The sequence below is a fragment of the Halorubrum zhoui genome, from assembly GCF_051194155.1.
Taxonomy (GTDB): domain Archaea; phylum Halobacteriota; class Halobacteria; order Halobacteriales; family Haloferacaceae; genus Halorubrum.
In genome coordinates this window covers 197,978-213,910 of the sequence record NZ_JBLZNJ010000003.1, presented here as the reverse complement: position 1 = coordinate 213,910, position 15,933 = coordinate 197,978, and the positions used below count along the sequence as shown (strand labels likewise).

The 15,933-nt window shown below is 67.7% G+C and carries 15 protein-coding genes and 1 tRNA gene; 5 read left to right on the top strand and 11 right to left on the bottom strand.

What is annotated here, in order from left to right; all coding sequences use genetic code 11:
- Positions 1–232 precede the first annotated feature (232 nt).
- The 4 genes from ppsA to ACNTAO_RS05250 form a co-directional block, all read right to left on the bottom strand.
- Complete coding sequence (gene ppsA, locus ACNTAO_RS05265) at positions 233–2,656, bottom strand: phosphoenolpyruvate synthase (protein WP_435160927.1); 2,424 nt, start codon at positions 2,654–2,656, stop codon at positions 233–235.
- A 301-nt stretch (positions 2,657–2,957) separates the two neighbouring features.
- Positions 2,958–3,692 carry a DUF8116 family protein gene (locus tag ACNTAO_RS05260; RefSeq protein ID WP_496923239.1) on the bottom strand — a complete coding sequence of 245 codons (735 nt, stop codon included), beginning with the start codon at positions 3,690–3,692 and terminating at the stop codon, positions 2,958–2,960.
- A 22-nt stretch (positions 3,693–3,714) separates the two neighbouring features.
- Positions 3,715–4,353: a DUF8054 family protein gene (locus ACNTAO_RS05255; protein WP_435160925.1), complete on the bottom strand. Its 639-nt coding sequence runs from the start codon at positions 4,351–4,353 to the stop codon at positions 3,715–3,717.
- Positions 4,350–5,117, bottom strand: coding sequence for a nucleotide-binding protein (locus ACNTAO_RS05250; RefSeq protein WP_435160923.1), 768 nt, complete (start codon positions 5,115–5,117; stop codon positions 4,350–4,352). Before ACNTAO_RS05250 ends, ACNTAO_RS05255 begins: the two co-directional genes overlap by 4 nt.
- 99 nt (positions 5,118–5,216) lie before the next feature.
- On the opposite strand from ACNTAO_RS05250, the gene ACNTAO_RS05245 reads away from it, so the two are divergent.
- Positions 5,217–6,356 (top strand): acyl-CoA dehydrogenase family protein, encoded by a 1,140-nt coding sequence (locus ACNTAO_RS05245; protein ID WP_435160921.1) that lies wholly within the window; start codon positions 5,217–5,219, stop codon positions 6,354–6,356.
- Between the two features lie 10 nt (positions 6,357–6,366).
- Here the strand turns inward: ACNTAO_RS05245 and ACNTAO_RS05240 are convergent, their stop codons facing one another.
- Both ACNTAO_RS05240 and ACNTAO_RS05235 read right to left on the bottom strand, forming a co-directional pair.
- On the bottom strand, positions 6,367–7,149 hold the full coding sequence (locus tag ACNTAO_RS05240; RefSeq protein ID WP_435160920.1) for an enoyl-CoA hydratase/isomerase family protein: 783 nt from the start codon (positions 7,147–7,149) through the stop codon (positions 6,367–6,369).
- Between the two features lie 731 nt (positions 7,150–7,880).
- On the bottom strand, positions 7,881–8,645 hold the full coding sequence (locus ACNTAO_RS05235) for a PHP-associated domain-containing protein (protein WP_435160918.1): 765 nt from the start codon (positions 8,643–8,645) through the stop codon (positions 7,881–7,883).
- A 167-nt stretch (positions 8,646–8,812) separates the two neighbouring features.
- On the opposite strand from ACNTAO_RS05235, the gene ACNTAO_RS05230 reads away from it, so the two are divergent.
- Positions 8,813–10,060: an ArsA family ATPase gene (locus ACNTAO_RS05230; protein WP_435160917.1), complete on the top strand. Its 1,248-nt coding sequence runs from the start codon at positions 8,813–8,815 to the stop codon at positions 10,058–10,060.
- Positions 10,061–10,109: 49 nt separating this feature from the next.
- Positions 10,110–10,943 carry a DUF2103 domain-containing protein gene (locus tag ACNTAO_RS05225; RefSeq protein ID WP_435160915.1) on the top strand — a complete coding sequence of 278 codons (834 nt, stop codon included), beginning with the start codon at positions 10,110–10,112 and terminating at the stop codon, positions 10,941–10,943.
- Between the two features lie 523 nt (positions 10,944–11,466).
- Here the strand turns inward: ACNTAO_RS05225 and ACNTAO_RS05220 are convergent.
- The 3 genes from ACNTAO_RS05220 to ACNTAO_RS05210 form a co-directional block, all read right to left on the bottom strand.
- On the bottom strand, positions 11,467–12,873 hold the full coding sequence (locus tag ACNTAO_RS05220) for a class II fumarate hydratase (protein WP_435160914.1): 1,407 nt from the start codon (positions 12,871–12,873) through the stop codon (positions 11,467–11,469).
- A 99-nt stretch (positions 12,874–12,972) separates the two neighbouring features.
- Positions 12,973–13,356, bottom strand: coding sequence for a DUF7971 family protein (locus ACNTAO_RS05215; protein ID WP_435160913.1), 384 nt, complete (start codon positions 13,354–13,356; stop codon positions 12,973–12,975).
- Positions 13,357–13,461: 105 nt separating this feature from the next.
- On the bottom strand, positions 13,462–14,460 hold the full coding sequence (locus ACNTAO_RS05210) for a PhoU domain-containing protein (protein WP_435160911.1): 999 nt from the start codon (positions 14,458–14,460) through the stop codon (positions 13,462–13,464).
- Between the two features lie 324 nt (positions 14,461–14,784).
- On the opposite strand from ACNTAO_RS05210, the gene ACNTAO_RS05205 reads away from it, so the two are divergent.
- Positions 14,785–14,894: transfer RNA gene (locus ACNTAO_RS05205), tRNA-Glu, on the top strand.
- Positions 14,895–15,050: 156 nt separating this feature from the next.
- Complete coding sequence (locus ACNTAO_RS05200; RefSeq protein WP_435160910.1) at positions 15,051–15,293, top strand: hypothetical protein; 243 nt, start codon at positions 15,051–15,053, stop codon at positions 15,291–15,293.
- Between the two features lie 50 nt (positions 15,294–15,343).
- Here ACNTAO_RS05200 and ACNTAO_RS05195 read toward each other — a convergent pair whose 3' ends face one another.
- Both ACNTAO_RS05195 and ACNTAO_RS05190 read right to left on the bottom strand, forming a co-directional pair.
- Entirely contained in the window at positions 15,344–15,517 is a 174-nt protein-coding gene (locus ACNTAO_RS05195) for an AbrB/MazE/SpoVT family DNA-binding domain-containing protein (RefSeq protein ID WP_435160909.1), read from the bottom strand.
- Between the two features lie 59 nt (positions 15,518–15,576).
- Complete coding sequence (locus ACNTAO_RS05190; RefSeq protein WP_435160908.1) at positions 15,577–15,909, bottom strand: hypothetical protein; 333 nt, start codon at positions 15,907–15,909, stop codon at positions 15,577–15,579.
- Positions 15,910–15,933 lie beyond the last annotated feature (24 nt).

Below are 15,933 nucleotides of genomic sequence, written 5' to 3'. Positions count from 1 at the left end.
CTGGGGAGGGTGTGGCACACGAAGTGGGAGTATGTTCTCGTGATACACGGGCACGAGTTTCGGCCACATCCTCCCCAGCCGACTCACTCGTCGCCTGCGGCGACTCGCTCGTCCCTCGCGCGCGCTTGCGGACCGCTGTCGCGGCCCACAAGGCGCACGCCAGGCTGTGTGTGTCGCGTTCGTCGTAATATAGTCGAATAGCCCGCACCGAGACCAACCCGGCTCTCGAGACCTACCGGACCGAGTCGAGCAACAGCCGCTGTTCGACCCGCTTCACCTCGTGTTGGACGTCGCGGACCGCGTCGATGTTCGCGGAGATCGACGACACGCCGGACTCGACGAGGAACTCGACCATCTCGGGCTTCGAACCGGCCTGGCCACAGATGCTCGTGTCGACGTCGAGCTCGCGACATCGCTCGATCGTGTCGCCGATGAGCCGCAACACCGCGGGGTGGAGCTCGTCGAAGTGGTCGGCGACGTGTTCGTTGTTCCGGTCGACCGCCAGCGTGTACTGCGTGAGGTCGTTCGTCCCGAACGACGCGAAGTCGATCCCCAGGTCGGCGAGTTCGTCTATCTGGAGGGCGCTCGCCGGCGTCTCGATCATCACGCCCCACCGGTGCGTCTCGGGGTCGATGTCGGCCGCGTCGAGGTGCTCACGAAGCGCCGCCACGTCGGCCGCGTCGTTGACGAGCGGGAACATCACCTCGAGGTTGTCGTACCCCATCTCGAAGAGTCGCGCGAACGCGGCGAGCTCCTGACGGAACGGCGCGGGCTTGTCGAGGCTCCGCCGCGCGCCGCGCCACCCGAGCATCGGGTTGTGCTCGTGCGGCTCGCCGTCACCGCCCGTCAGCTCGCGGAACTCGTCGGTCGGCGCGTCGATGGTTCGGACGCGGACCGGCCGTGGGTAGAACTCGTCTGCGACCTGTCGGACGCCATCGATTATCTCGTCTTGATATGCTCTGGCGCCGTGGTCGGCGATGTAGCGCTCTGGGGTCTTGCCGAGCGAGAGCACCATGTGCTCGATGCGCAACAGGCCGACCCCGTCGGCACCCGTCGCCGCGGCGCGCTCTGCGGCCGCGGGGATAGAGACGTTCACCTTCACCTCCGTCGCCGTCATCGGCTTGACCGGCGTCTCCGGCCGCGCGGCCTCGACGGGCTCGAACTCGGCCGCGGGCTCGGCCGCTTCGTCGACGCCGGCCCGGACCGTCCCCTTGTCGCCGTCGATGGTGATCGACTGTCCATCCTCGAGCACCCGCGTGCCGTTGGTCGTGCCCACCACCGCCGGCACGCCGAGTTCGCGGGAGATGATCGCGGCGTGACTCGTCATCCCACCCTCGTCGGTGACGATGCCCGCGGCGCGCTTCATCGCCGGCACCATGTCGGGCATCGTCATCTCCGTCACGAGCACGTCGCCGTCCTCGACCTGGTCGAGGTGGTCGAGCTTCGTGACGATACGGACGGCCCCCGAGACGGCCCCGGGGCTCGCACCGAGCCCGTCGACGAGGACGTCCTCGTCGGTATCGTCGCCGACCGCCGCGCCGGCGGCACCCGCCGTGGCACTGGCGTTCGTGCCGCCGTTCGGCACGGGAGACACGCCCGCGGGCGCGTCACTGCCGTCGCCGGCACCGTCGCTGGCTGCTCCCGCCGGTCCGGCACCGGCTCCAGCACCCACGCCGCCAGCTTCGGCACTCGCGTCGGCCGGCGCCTCGCGGATCGTCGTGATCGGCCGCGACTGGAGCATGTAGATGGTCCCCTCGTGGATCGCCCACTCGACGTCCTGTGGCGTCCCGTAGTGAGTCTCGACGCGCTCGCCCAGTTCGACGAGCTCGTCGATCTCCGCCTCCGAGAGGACGCGCGCCGTGCGCCGCTCGTCGTCGACGTCGCGTTCGACCGTCTCGCCGGTCTCGGGGTCTTTGAGCATCTCGATCTTCTTGTCGGCGACGGTGACGTCTGCGAGCGTCTCGCGCTCGCGGTCGTACACGTAGTTGTCCGGGGAGACCGCACCGGAGACGACCGCCTCGCCGAGGCCCCACGCGGCTTCGATCGTCATCTCCGGGTCGCCGGTCGACGGGTGACTGGTGAAGAGCACGCCGGACTTCTCGGCGTCGACCATCCGTTGGACGACGACCGCGATGTCGACGTCGGCGTGCGGGAACCCTCGCTGTTGGCGGTAGTAGATCGCCCGCTGGGTGAAAAGCGATGCCCAACACGCCTTGACCCGCGACAGGAGCGTCGCCTCCTGTACGTTGAGGAACGTCTCTTGCTGGCCCGCGAACGACGAGTCCGGCAGGTCCTCTGCGGTCGCCGACGACCGGACCGCGACGAACGCGGACTCGTCTGCGGCTCCGACCGCTCCGTAGGCGTCGAGGATCTCCTCACGGACCGGCTCGGGAAGTGGCGTCTCCGTGATCAGCTCTCGGGCCTTCGTCTCGGCCGCGCGGAGCGCCGCGGTGTCTTCGGGATCGACGTCGACGGCGGCGAACAGCTCCTCGTCGATACCCGCCTCCTCGATGAACGCCCGATAGGTCTCCGCCGTGACGACGAAGCCAGGCGGCACGGGAAGCCCGGCACCCGTGAGCTCCCCGAGCGACGCTCCCTTGCCACCGACGGTGTCGATGTCGTCGGCGTCGACGTCGTCCAGCCAAAGTACTGCCATTCGTGTGTTCGGTGGATCCACGACCCAACGTATGAATCTTCCGAAGAAAACAGGTGTGAATAAAAGATTACTCGCGTCTGAGTTGTCAGCGAATCAGCCCGGATCGAGACGCGTCGAACGGCGACCACACCACGGAGGCAGACGGCGTCGCCAAAGAACCGAAGCGACCACCGAGAACCAAATCGATCACGGAGGGCCGAAATCGTCGCAGGGAGACGAACCAACGTCGGTTCGTACCTCCGTAGAGACGTACGCACATCCTATACTTACCTGCTGTCGGCCGTGGGGCCCCGCAGGGGTGTTACAACCCCTGTACCAGTTCGAGTCGACGACGCTCCGCACGGAGCAGCCGCTCCCACAACCCGAACAGCCAGCTGTCGAGCTCGTAGACGTCGTCTATCCGGCGGACCCAGGCGTCGTCGCCGAACAGCGCAGCCTGGAACCGAGCCACCCTCGGTGAGAGGCCCTCGCGGTCACCGGCGTAGTACGACAGCGACTCGGCACGGGTCCGGGCGACGAGCGGCCCCGGTACCTCGATGCCGTCCGCGGCGGCGACGTGGACGAACCACTCGAGGTGCAACAGCGCGGCCGCGAGCACGAAGCGGTCGCGAAATCCGGAGACCGTGGCGAGTGGCGGGTGGCCGTCGACGACCACGTCACGGGGGCGAGAGAACCGCGGCGTCGAGACGGTCACGTCCGCTGCCGCGGCGACGGCACGAGCCACCCGACCGAGTCGCCAGTCGGCGTACCGCACCGGTCCGAGGAGCGCGAGCTCGTACCACAGCGGCATCCACTCGCAGTACGGCTCGGAGAAGACTCCGTCGGCCACGAGCGTCGTCGCGACGGACCGAGCCGCAGCGGACGAGAGCGAACTCGGGTCGGCCGCGAGCCGTGCGGCGATCCGGTCGCCGTCGAGCCGGGTCGCGCCCGCAAATTCCATCTCGACGGCGACGCGGCGAGTGTACGCGCGTCCCGCGGCGTACCACTCCGCGAAGTCACCGGGCGTGGTCAGTCGGAGGAGACGAGCAACGGTGATACGACCTGTAGAACCGGCGTCGTCAAAATCCGTCCGGTTCGGTCGTCTCGTCCGGGCCGCCCGACTCGGCGTCGTCGGACTCCGCGAGCGCCTCGTCGAGTCCCCACTCCGCGGCCCGCGCGCGAGCCTCCTCGCGGGCCTGTTCGCGTATCGCTGCGATTCGATCGTCGTCCGCCAAGAACGCCGTGACCGCGTCGCCATCGCCGCGCTCGCCGCCACCGCTCTCGTCTGGCCACCGATCGGCCGGGGCGGCGTCTCTCGTCCGGGCCGCGAGCGCCGGGTCGTCTGCAAGCTCCGTCGCCGGTGCGTCTGGCGGGACCCGGAGCGCCGTCGTGGCGTGTGCCGCCTCGAGCTTCGACCGCGCCACCGCGTACAGCTCGACGCGGTACGGACCCGGAACCGCGATCGAAGCGAGCGCCGCCGCCCCGCCGCGATCGGTCGCCGTGTCGTACGCCAGGACGGGCACACCGGTCTCGAACGTGAGCACGCCACGAGCGTCGCCGGCCGACAACAGCGTCTCCTGTGGCACGAGCGTCGCGTAACCGGTGAGCTCACGGTCGAGCACCCGTTCGAGCGTTTCTCCCACGTCGGCGACGACCCGGGACCGGAGCAGCTCTCCGCGGGGAATCGCGAGCGTGGTCTCGTCGGTCGGGGTGGTCATGGGGTGTCGGGGACGACCGCGCTCTTGAACCGCGCCGCAACCGCCTCGCCGTCGCCGTCGCGGACCTCGAGACGCGCGGCCGCCTCCCGGTAACGGTCCGCCGGCTCGCTATCGGGCGCGTGCGCGAGCAGCGGCATCCCGGCTCGACGTGCGGCTCGGACCACGTCGCTGTCCGGGACCGACGCGAGCACCGGGCCGCCGAAGTGGCGCCCGGCCTGCGCGGCCACCGACGCCGTGGTCTCCCGGACGCGATTGAGCAGTACGCCGGCGGTCTCGGTGCCGTACGACCGAGCGTACTCCTGAACCTTGAGCCCGTCCGAAAGCGCCGGTATCGTCGGCTCGACGACGATCACGACTCGGTCGGCCAAGACGACAGGCAACACCGCTGACTTCGACCCGAGCGCGGCCGGCGAGTCGAGCAGGAGGACGTCGGCGTCGGCGGCGAGGCCGGCGACGACGTCACGGAGCCGCGCTGGGTCCGCCGCCTCGAACCCCGCGAGCGAGGTGCCACAGGGCACCACGGAGAGCCCGAACCGCTCGTAGGTCGCCTCCGCGACGCTCGTCGCCGTCCCCTCGATGAGCAGATCGTGGAGCGTCACCGTGGCGTCGTCGAGCCCGGTGTGAAACAACAGGTTCGCCATCCCTGTGTCGGCGTCGACGACGGTCACGTCGTGCTCGACCGCCAGCGCCATCCCGAGCGCGAGCGTGCTCGTCGTCTTGCCGGTGCCGCCCTTGCCGCTGGCGACCGCGAACGCCTCGACCATACGGACTGCTCCGCGCCGGCATAATAAAAACTGTCCGTGCGCCGCCGGGTCGGCGCACACACCAGACGGTTTATTATGATTTATCGGTAGAGTCAACGCATGACGACGCTCACTGCCGAACAACAGGCGTTCGCCGAACACGCGGAGTCGGTCGCGGCCGAGTTCGACGACGACGCGTACTCGTGGAGCGGAGCGGTCCCGTGGGAGAACCTCGAGCGACTGGCCGAGACAGACCTCTACTGCCCGTCGATAGACGAGGCGTACGGCGGACAGGGACTCACCGACGTCGAGGCGTTGTTGCTGATCCAGGCGGTCGGACGGGTCTGTCCAGACACGGGGTGGTTCACCTACATGCAAAGCATGGTCGGCCCGCGCGCGATCGACCTGTTCGGCTCTGAGGCGGTGAAATCCGAGTACCTGCCGGCCGTAACCGCCGGCGAGAGCTTCGTCTCGATCGCCATCTCGGAGCCGGACGCCGGCTCCGACGTCGCGAACATGACCACCGAGGTCACCGAGGTGGACGGCGAGCTCGTCTGTACCGGCGAGAAGACGTGGGTCGGCGGCGTCCCGTTCGGCGACGCCGCGGTCACGTGGGTGCGGTTCCCCGAGGGGCTCGGCTCGGTGGTGATCCCCTACGACGACCCCGGCGTCGAGATCGAACAGGTGTACACGAACATGGCCGGGTACGCCCAGACGCACTTCACCATCGACGAGGTGACGATCCCCGAGGAGTACGTGCTCACCCGTGGGAAAGAGGCGTTCAAACGACAGCTGATCTCACTCAACTGGGAGCGACTCGGCAGCTCCGCGCTCACCGTCGCGTGGGCGGAGGCGGCCGTAGAGCGGGCGCTCGAGTACGCGAGCGAGCGCGAACAGTTCGACCAGTCGCTCGATTCGTTCCAGGGCATCGAGTGGAAGCTCGCCGAGATGTACCGGCAAACCGAGACCGCGGCCTCGCTGGTGTACGGCTGTGCGGCCGGGGCGCAGGGTCACGAACGGCCCCCCTCACGGCTGCGCACCTCGACCGCGAAGTTACACTGTTCACAGATCGCCGAGGAGGTGGTGAGCGAGGCGGTCCAGGTCGTCGGTGCACGCGCCTACCAGCAGGGCCATCCGCTGGAGTACCTCTACCGATTCGCGCGGAGTCGGCGCATCGCGGCCGGCACCGACGAGATGCAGCTGAACACCATCGCGCGGGCGCTGAAATCAGACGGGTTGCCGCCGGTCGCAGACCGGTAGACCGGCGTCGCTACTCGCTCGGGCGGTCGTACGACGGCTCGCGGCCCTCGTTGAACGCCGCCACCGCCTCGGCGTGTTCGTCGTCGACGACACACTCCCACTGGAACGCGGCCGCCTCTCTGCAGTACTCGTCGAAGCTCCGCTCGGGGTCGACGAGGCGGTTGGTGAGCTGGACTGCGGTGGCGGGCGTATCCCGGATCTCCGCTGCGAGCTCGCCGGCCGCCGCCAGCGGGTCGTCGGCGCGTTCGACGGCGAGACCGATGTCGACGGCGGCTGCCGGCTCGATGTCTCGACCCGTCAGCAGGTACTCGCGGGCCTTCGACTCGCCGACGAGCCGCGGAAGGAGCCATGCCCCCCCGTCGCCCGGCACCAATCCCACGTTGACGAATCCCTCGCGCAGGATCGCGTTCTCGCCGACGACTCGCAGGTCACACGCCAGCGCGAAGTCGCAGCCGGCACCGATCGCCGGGCCGTTGACCGCCGCGATCGAGGGGGTCGCCATCTGGCGGAGTCGCCAGACGAACTGTTGGATGAGCCAGAGGAAGGCGCCGTACTCCTCCGGCGTCTGGTCGTCCCAGTCCGGCATCGCCGTCGTATCGGCGCCCGAGCAGAAACCCTTGCCCGCGCCGGTGAGGATCACGGCGTAGACGTCGTCGTCGGCCTCGGCGGTTCGCGCGGCGTCGTTGAGTTCGAGGACCGTCTGACGCGTGAACGCGTTGTACACGTCCGGCCGCTCGATCGTGATCGTCGCGATCCCGCCCGTCACCGCGTAGCTCACGTGGTCGTACAGCATCGTTCGTTCGGGTCCGCCCACGAGGTAAATAGATACGGATCCCCGTCACGGGCCGACTCCCACCAACAAACACACCTGCGGTGGCGCGCGCCTCGCAAGGCCGCCGAAGGCGGGCTTGCGAGCGCGTGCGAGGGATGAGCGAGGGAGCGAAGCGACTGAGCGAATCGGCTGGGGAGGGTGTGGCTGAAAGAGGTGTCCGGCTGTTGCGCGGTCGTGTCCGTCGCGTAGCCCTCGGCATATGCGAGCGAATCGGCCCGGGAGGGTGTGGCTGAAAGGAGTGCCCGGCTGTCGCGCGGTCGTGTCCGTCGCGTAGCCCTCGGCATATGAGAGCGAATCGGCTGGGGAGGGTGTGGCTAATTGGTGCCCGGATGTCACGCGGTCGTGTTGGGTGCACTACCACCGCCACATGCGTATTGGGGAGGGTGTGGCTGAAAGGAGTGCCCGGCTGTCGCGCGGTCGTCTCGGTCAGATAGCCACCACCGATGTACGGAATCGGCCCGGGAGGGTGTGGCGAAGTAGTGTCCGGCTGTCACGTGGTCGTGTCCGTCGCGTAGCCCTCGGCATATGCGAGCGAATCGGCCCGGGAGGGTGTGGCCCGACTGGTGACTGTGTGTTGCGCGGTCGTCTCGGTCACACACGCACCAACTGCGTACGAGAGCGAATCGGCTGAGACGGGCGACCAAACGCGGTTCGAAGAGCCACGGGGTCGTATCGTTCGCGCCGCTTCACGCTCACTCGTACACCGCGACGTCGTCGAACCGGCCCTCGTACGCGACGTTCGAGGGCAGCGTAGGTTCGTCGCCCGACAGAAACAACCGGTCGGCTTTCGCCCACGTGTTCTCGTACCCCAGGTGGGCGTACTCGAAGAGCCCGCGGACCCGGTGGCGAATCCCCGGTCGCCGGACGACCCGCCGCGGTCGCTCCTCACGAAACGCCTCGACGATCGCGGCCGCGTCCGGAAGTGACTCGTCGAACGTCGTCCACGCCTCGCCGACGGTCGCCCGCCGGTGAGCGTACGAGGAGCCGAAGCCGGGGAGGTCGACGTCGGCGGCGAGCCCAGACAGCCGCGCGTTCTGATGCGGGAGCAGCTTCGCGTTGTACGTCTCGGTGGCGTCGAGCCGGGCGGCGTGCGCGTCGATCTCGGGACGGGTGAGCGAGACGGTCGCGAACGTCGGGTGCGGCACGAGCACGGCGGCTTCCTGCCGCTCGAAGGCGGCCATCGCCCCCTCGAAGGTGACGTAGTCCGGGACGGGGTCGGTGAGTCCGATCGCGAGGAGGTGGCGACGGTTCGCCCAGTCGCCGGTGAACACCTCGCGGGCGGGGACGACGGTCAACTCGTCGTCGGTGTATCGGGCCGCGCGTTCGCGGATCGTCGGCAGCCGGGTGAAGTGGGGCGCGTACACGATCGCGTCGAGTCCGCGGGCCTTCGCCCGGGCGACGACGGCGTCGTCGAGCACCTTCACGTGGGCGTCGACGCGCGTTCGGGGGCGGCTCACACCGGCGGTACATCGGAGTCACCAATAGGCGTGTCGTTCCCGGGAGCCGGCCACGCGGGACGCCGTCGCAGCGCCACCACGGGGCGCGCCGCAACGGACCGTGCCGCCGTCCGTTGTGACTACGCGGGACCGACGGGTACACAAGGCCGCCGCCGCCAGTGTACGGTATGGACGAGATCGACGTGGAGCCGGTCGAGCGCGTCGAGACCGACGAGACGACGCCGACCGACGGTCAGCCGGCCGACGACGGCCGGGCCAGCAGCGACGCGCCGACGACCGACGACCAACCCACCGCGACGGCCGTCGACGACGACGCGCTCCCGGACCGCGTCGACGCCCCGGAGTACGTGCTCTTCGGTGGCAAAGGCGGCGTGGGAAAGACGACGATGGCGGCCGCGACCGCGCTCGCCTCGGCGAGCACGGGCGAGACGACGCTCGTCGTCTCGACGGACCCGGCACACTCGTTGTCGGACACCCTCGGCGTCGACGTTCCTGCGGAGCCGGCACTCGTCCACGAGGAGCTGCCGCTGTACGCAGCCGAGATCGACCCCGACGCGGCACTCGAAGAGGGGATGTTCGGTGCCGACGGCGACCCGCTCGGCGGTCTCGGTGAAATGGGCGAGGCGATGGGCGGAATGGGCGAGGCGATGGGCGGAATGGGCGAGGCGATGGGCGGAATGGGCGAGGCGATGGGCGGAGCAGCCGGTGGTACGAGCGACGACGCGGGCCCCGACGGTGAGGGCCCGCTCGGCTCGCTGCTCGGGGGCACGATGCCCGGTGCGGACGAGGCGGCCGCGATGCGGCAACTGCTCGAGTACCTCGACGACCCGCGCTTCGACCGCGTCGTCGTCGACACCGCCCCGACGGGCCACACGCTTCGGCTGCTCCAGCTGCCCGAGATCATGGACTCGATGCTCGGGCGCGTCCTGACGCTGCGCCAGCGGTTCTCGGGCATGATGGAGGGGCTGAAAGGAATGTTCGGCGGCGGCAGCGACGACGACACGGCCGAAGCCGACCTCGAGGCGCTGCGGGCGCGGATCGAACGCCTCCGCGGTGTGCTCCAGGATCCCGACCGCACCGACTTCCGCGTGGTGATGATCCCCGAAGAGATGAGCGTCGTCGAGTCCGAGCGGCTCATCGCCCGACTCGACGCGTTCGACATCCCCGTCCACACCGTCGTGGTCAACCGCGTGATGGAGCGCGTGAGCGACGTCGCCGACGTCGCCCCGGAGTGGGTCGTCGAGCCTTCTCCCGAGACGTGCGAGTTCTGTGCTCGACGGTGGGACGTCCAGCAGGCGGCCCTCCGTCAGGCGACCGACCTCTTTCGCGGTCGCGAGGTGAAACGGGTCCCGCTGCTCGCGAACGAGGTGTGCGGTGAGGCCGCGCTGCGGGTCGTCGCGGCGTGTCTCGAGTGACTGGCCACCGAACGGACGCACTTTTAGCCCCCACGCACGTTGCGGAGGTATGCACTGTCGGCGGTGTGGGACGCCGCTCGAGAAGCCGGGCGACTACTGTCTGACCTGTCACACCGAAAACAGCGACGCGGTCGTCGTCGAGTTCGCTCCTGACCGCGCCGAGCTGACGATGCTCGACGAGGACGCGGTCGTCGGCCACACGACGGTGACCACCCGGCCCGAGGACGACGACGAGCTGAGCGGCGTCCAGCTCCGCAACTTCGCCGGGCGGGTCGCCGACGAGATCCGCCGGAAGCGCCCCGAGACGGTGTACGCCGCCGGCGCGCGCGACCCGCTCCGGGAGACCCGCGCGCAGCTCCACCACGAGTTCTACCGGGTGCCCGACGGCGACGCGGCCGGCGGCGGTGGTACGGCCGGCGGTAGTGGCGCGGCCGACGGCGGCACAGCCGGTGGGGACGACTCCGGCGACGGAGCGAGTCGAACCGACGACTACGGGCCCGTGGTCGCGTGGGTGCTCGACCGCCGCGGGGACCGCGCGCTGGAGGTGGTCGAGACGCCGCCACGCGAGAAGATCGGCGGGTCGCACTCGACGCTCATCGGCGGGCGGTCGGGGCGACTCGCGATCCGTACCGTCGCCGACCATCCACACGTAAAGAAGATCGTCCCGGGGCCGATAGACGCCGGGGGCACCGGCTCGCGGACCGGTCTCCGGGCGAAGGCGACCCGCGCCGGCACGAACGGGAACGTTCGGCTCCTCCTGCGTGACGGCTCCAGCGTGCAGGAGAACCGGATCGTGACCACGGCGATGGACCGTGAGACCGGAGAACGGGTTCGGGCGGACCTGAACGAGGCCCTCCGCGAGGCCGAGTTGCAAGAAGCGTGAGTCGGGGCCGTGGTCGCGTCTGCGCGTCGCCCGCCGTGTACGACCCGTACTCGACGGGTTCCGTGGACCTCGGTGTGGCGGTGTGAACGCGACGACCGTGCGACACCCGGACACCAGTTGGCCACACCCTCCCGGGCCGATTCTGTACATACGTGGCCGTGGCTGTGTTCGCAGGACGACTGTGCGACACCCGGACACCACTTCGCCACACCCTCCCGGGCCGATTCTGTACGTGTGTGGTAGCAGTCCTGTGACGAACACGACCGCGTGACACCCGGACACCTCTTTCAGCCACCCCCCTCCCGGGCCGATTCGCTCGCATACGTAGTTGGTGGGTGTGTGACCGAGACGATCTGCGACAGCCGGACACCAGTTACCGCCACACCCTCCCCAGCCGATTCGCTCAGTCGCTTCGCTCCCTCGCTCATCCCTCGCACGCGCTCGCGAGCCCGCCTGCGGCGACCTCGCGAGGCGCGCGCCGCCGCAGGTGGATCGGTCGATGGTGCCGTCGCGCTCGCGTCCCTCAGTCGTCGCCGAGGATGACGCGACGAGTCATCGCCGCTGGGTCGAGCACCTCGTCGGCCTCGGTCTCCGAGAGGTACCCCTCGGAGACGGCCACCTCGCGGACGCTCTTCTCCTCGGCGAGCGCCTGCTTTGCGACCTTCGCGGCCGCGTCGTAGCCGATGGCCGGGTTGAGCGCGGTCGCGAGCGCCATCGACTGCTCGACGCGGGTCGCACAGTACGCCTCGTTGGCCTCGAGCTCCGCGACGAACCGCTCGCCGAACGCCTCGGCGACGTTCGAGAGCAGCGCGGCCGACTGGAGGAAGTTGTGCGCGATCACCGGCTTGTACAGGTTCAAGTCGAGTTCGCCGCGGGCCGCGCCGGCCGAGACGGCGGCGTCGTTGCCGACCACCTGTGTGTGGACCTGGTTCACCGACTCGGCGACGACCGGGTTGATCTTCCCCGGCATGATCGACGAGCCGGGCTGATTCTCTGGCTGTTCGATCTCACCGAGGCCGTTACGCGGCCCCGACGCGAGCAGCCGCAGGTCGTTAGCGATCTTGTTCAGGCTGCCGGCGACGGTTCGGAGGGCCCCGTGTGCCTCCGCCATCGCGTCGTGAGCGGCCTGCGCCTCGAAGTGGTTCTCGGCCTCGTGGAACGTCGTCCCCGTCGCCTCGGAGATGTACTCGGCCGCGAGCGCGGGAAAGTCCGGGTGGGTGTTGAGCCCCGTCCCGACGGCGGTTCCCCCGAGCGCCAGTTCGCGGAGGTTCGCCTGGACGTCGGTGGCGCGTTCGATCCCCTTTGCGACCTGCGTGCGGTAGCCGCCGAACTCCTGGCCGAGCCGGACCGGCGTGGCGTCCTGGAGGTGCGTGCGGCCCGTCTTGACCACGTCGTCGAAGGCGGCCTCTTTGGCCTCTAACTCGGCGTGGAGCGTCTCGAGTGCGGGGACGAGGTCCTTTTCGACGGCCTCGAGTGCGGCCACGTGCATCGCCGTCGGGATCACGTCGTTCGACGACTGACCGTAGTTGACGTGGTCGTTCGGGTGGACGATGCGGTCGCCGATCTCGGCGCCCGCGATCTCGGCCGCGCGGTTGGCGATGACCTCGTTGGCGTTCATGTTCGAGGAGGTGCCGGAGCCGGTCTGAAAGACGTCAACCGGGAACTGGTCGTCGTGATCGCCGGCTATCACCTCGTCGGCCGCCGCGACGATCGCCTCGGCCGCGTCGTCGTCGAGGAGTCCGAGGTCGCGGTTCGCCCGAGCGGCCGCCTGCTTCACTACGCCGAGCGCTCGAATGAATCGCCGCCCCATCGGGATCCCCGAGATGGGGAAGTTCTCCACGGCGCGCTGGGTCTGTGCGCCCCAGTAGGCGTCCGCGGGAACCTGCATCTCGCCGAGGCTGTCCGCTTCGGTCCGGTAGTCGTCGCTCATGAGCGGCCGTACCACAGACCGGGAGTAAAACCTACTGGAACGGCTGCGGGGCACAGACCGCATCCCGAGGGCGTGACACCGGCCCTCCCGGCGGCGGGCTCACAGATCGGAGAGCCGAATCCCGTCGTCGACCAGCCGGAAGTTTCGCTCGCGGTCGAGTTCGTCGCCGAGCCAGTCGTGGTCGTACAGCTGTCCGATCAGCTCGACGTAGAGGTTCCGCCACGCGATCGCGTAGATCGGCGACTGTCCCCAGGCGCGCAGTTCGGGGACGAACTCGTGGTACGTGCTCGCCTGCGTCTCCATGCGCTCGATGGCGTCGACGACGACCTCGGCGGCCGCGGCCGGATCCGACCCGTCGATCTCCTCGTTCAGCCGAGACTGGATCCCCACGATGGCTCGCCGCATGTCCTGGGCGGCGGTCTCGTCCGATTCGGGGAGTGACTCCACCACACCGCGCGGGACGCCGAGTTCGATGGCTGGCATGTCCCTGCGTGTGACGGCGACGGACAAAAACCCCAGCGGCCGGGCGTCGTCGACGCGCGCTCGAGCGACCGCCAGGCATCGAGGACGCGAGGCGCGGGCGCGACCTCAGGGCGTCGGGGCGGCCTTCTGGAGGGCCGTCTCGGCGACGTTTCCGCCGTAGTCAGCAGACCGAAGCACGGAGTCGACGACGAGCCCGAGGAGCTGTGCGCGGGTGGGGTCGAGCCCGCGGAGCAGCTCGTCTATCGCCCTGACGCGCTCGTCTATCGCTCGCACACCGGTTCGTGCCTCGTTCGCCAGCCTGGACGCCTCGTCGGTGTCGTCGGTCAACAGCGCGTCCATCGCGGTGTCTATCACCTCGACGGCGTCGTCGTGGAGGTCGTCGATGGCGTCTATCACGTCCGCGGGCAGCGGCTCGTCGATGTTACACGTGAGGTGGCCGATCTTCGTCGCGTGGTCGCCGACGCGTTCGAGTTGCCGCGCACTCGAGTGGTAGTCGAAACACTCCTCGCGAGGGAGCCCCACCGCCTCGGCGGCCTTCGGGGTGCGAAGCGTGCCGCGGAAGATCCGCGACACGACGAGCCAGAGCCGGTCGAGGTCGTCGTCGCGAGCGATCACGTCTCGGGCGAGGTCGTGGTCGAGTTCCGCGAGCGCCCGGATAGCGTCTTCTAACATCGACAACGAGATCAGTCGCATCCGGGTGACCGCGTTGTGAATCGAGAGCTCAGAGGAGTCGAGCAGGTCGCGGATGACGACGTGGCTACGGGTCTCTTCGAGCACCTCGAGGCCGACGAGACTCTGGACCGCGTCGCGGATCGTCGCGTGCTGGTCAGTGGTGATCTCGCCGCCCTCCAGTTCGATCACGTCGAACCCGCTCACGTACATCGTCGTCACCGCCCGGGTGAGTGCCTGGCCGGTGAGTCCGGTGACGTCGAGGGTGCCTCGCGTCCGCTCCTCGTCGGTGCGTGGCGTCAGAAACAGCGAGTCGCCGTCCGGATAGAACTCGACCTCGCTGCCGGCGCCCACGTCGTTCTCGGTCGCCCACGTCTTCGGTATCGAAACGGTGTACGTCGACCCCCCAGTGACCTGGACCTTCCGCGTTTCCATGTCTGGAGGTCGTCGCCGAGGAGAGTTAAATCTGTGTAAAATATATAGCTCGTCGGTGGCCGATCGATGGCCACTATCCGGTGACACAGCGCCCATACGACGTCAGTGAGAACACACGAGATGCGCCGTTGCGTGTGATACATAGCATCGTATTGAGGTATATATGAGACGCCACCCGACTCACCGGAGACGAGGTCCGCCGGGAGACCGCCGGCGTCGGGAGCACGCGCGGCGACGTGGTCCCCGTGTTCGCGTGTGTCGGTCGATGCCACACTGCGGCGAGTTGCGAAGAGTTAAATCGGTCGCGTTGCAATCAAAAAGTATGCTCGGTTGGTGTAGTCCGGCCAATCATGTTGGCCTTTCGGCGAGCGGGGCCCGTGGCGTTCCCGTTCGGAAGACAGCCGACGACCAGGGTTCAAATCCCTGACCGAGCATAAGATGTACCGGCAAACCGCTTATAAGAGAGTGCGTTTGCCCGGGTACTAACGGCTGATAGAGACATTTTTGCCCGCAAATCGAATACCACGGGACAGCAGTATACTCCGGTCAATAACTCGTGATGTACTGAGTATGAACGACTCCACTCAGACGTGTTCGGGATGCGCAATCAGTTCGAGGAGAGCCAGCCACGACGAGACCTTTTCGAGGTGCTCTGGGGCGTGTACTACCACCTCCACGAAGCCGTCGTCGCGTGGTCAAACAGTGCGATCGCTGCTCAGGACGACTCGGAGGAGGCGGCTACATGGCGGGTCGAAGCCATCAATGAGCACAGCACGGCGTTAACACACGTCGCAGAGTGGTACCGCCTCGTAGTGGAGTGGACGAACGGGTAATCGAGATTTTGCTCATTAGTTTTTCAGAGAATAGAAGCCCGAGAGAAGAGTTAGCTTTCGTAGACACGGGTATAGCTCAGCACCAGCTCGCCGTCGTCAGAGTCAACCTCAATCTCGAAGATGTCGCCTGGACTGACGTCGTGCTCGCGGACAACTTCAGATGGGATAGTGAGATCTAACGAGTTTGCGCCGTAGTGTTCTCTCGACTTCACGGTCTTACTCATATACATCCCGAAGCGAGTGGGTGGTGACATTTTGCGTTTTGTGCACAATATGTACATACTTACACCAGAACTGCGAGCTCGGCATCGTCATACACCTCCTGTAACTTTCGCGGTGTGAAATCCGAGTAGTGTTTCGCCAGCAAATCGCTTCCACTCGTGCTGGTGAAAGCTTGAAAACTCACATTATATCGACCATCGGCAGCATTTTCCACAAGGTCACTACCGAGGACTACCGTAACATTAATTCCAGCAGTTCCATCGAAGTTGCTTAGGTCAGTTCCGTCAGCACCTCTATCACCGGAATCTGTTGTAATATTCAACCTCTGATCATCAGGACCAATTGATATTCCACCAGCTCCGCTTACATCAGCCTCCGTTCCGTCAATGAACACCTGAACATCACCGGCAGAAAGTCC

What these genes read in the sequence shown, in the direction of transcription:
- ACNTAO_RS05250 (WP_435160923.1), bottom strand. Translation starts at nt 5,117, where the DNA reads ATGGTCGAGGCGTTCGCGGTCGCCAGCGGCAAGGGCGGCACCGGCAAG.
- ACNTAO_RS05240 (WP_435160920.1), bottom strand. Translation starts at nt 7,149, where the DNA reads ATGCTGTACGACCACGTGAGCTACGCGGTGACGGGCGGGATCGCGACG.
- ACNTAO_RS05220 (WP_435160914.1), bottom strand. Translation starts at nt 12,873, where the DNA reads ATGAGCGACGACTACCGGACCGAAGCGGACAGCCTCGGCGAGATGCAG.
- ppsA (WP_435160927.1), bottom strand. Translation starts at nt 2,656, where the DNA reads ATGGCAGTACTTTGGCTGGACGACGTCGACGCCGACGACATCGACACC.
- ACNTAO_RS05230 (WP_435160917.1), top strand. Translation starts at nt 8,813, where the DNA reads ATGGACGAGATCGACGTGGAGCCGGTCGAGCGCGTCGAGACCGACGAG.
- ACNTAO_RS05195 (WP_435160909.1), bottom strand. Translation starts at nt 15,517, where the DNA reads ATGAGTAAGACCGTGAAGTCGAGAGAACACTACGGCGCAAACTCGTTA.
- ACNTAO_RS05245 (WP_435160921.1), top strand. Translation starts at nt 5,217, where the DNA reads ATGACGACGCTCACTGCCGAACAACAGGCGTTCGCCGAACACGCGGAG.
- ACNTAO_RS05210 (WP_435160911.1), bottom strand. Translation starts at nt 14,460, where the DNA reads ATGGAAACGCGGAAGGTCCAGGTCACTGGGGGGTCGACGTACACCGTT.
- ACNTAO_RS05225 (WP_435160915.1), top strand. Translation starts at nt 10,110, where the DNA reads ATGCACTGTCGGCGGTGTGGGACGCCGCTCGAGAAGCCGGGCGACTAC.
- ACNTAO_RS05255 (WP_435160925.1), bottom strand. Translation starts at nt 4,353, where the DNA reads ATGACCACCCCGACCGACGAGACCACGCTCGCGATTCCCCGCGGAGAG.
- ACNTAO_RS05215 (WP_435160913.1), bottom strand. Translation starts at nt 13,356, where the DNA reads ATGCCAGCCATCGAACTCGGCGTCCCGCGCGGTGTGGTGGAGTCACTC.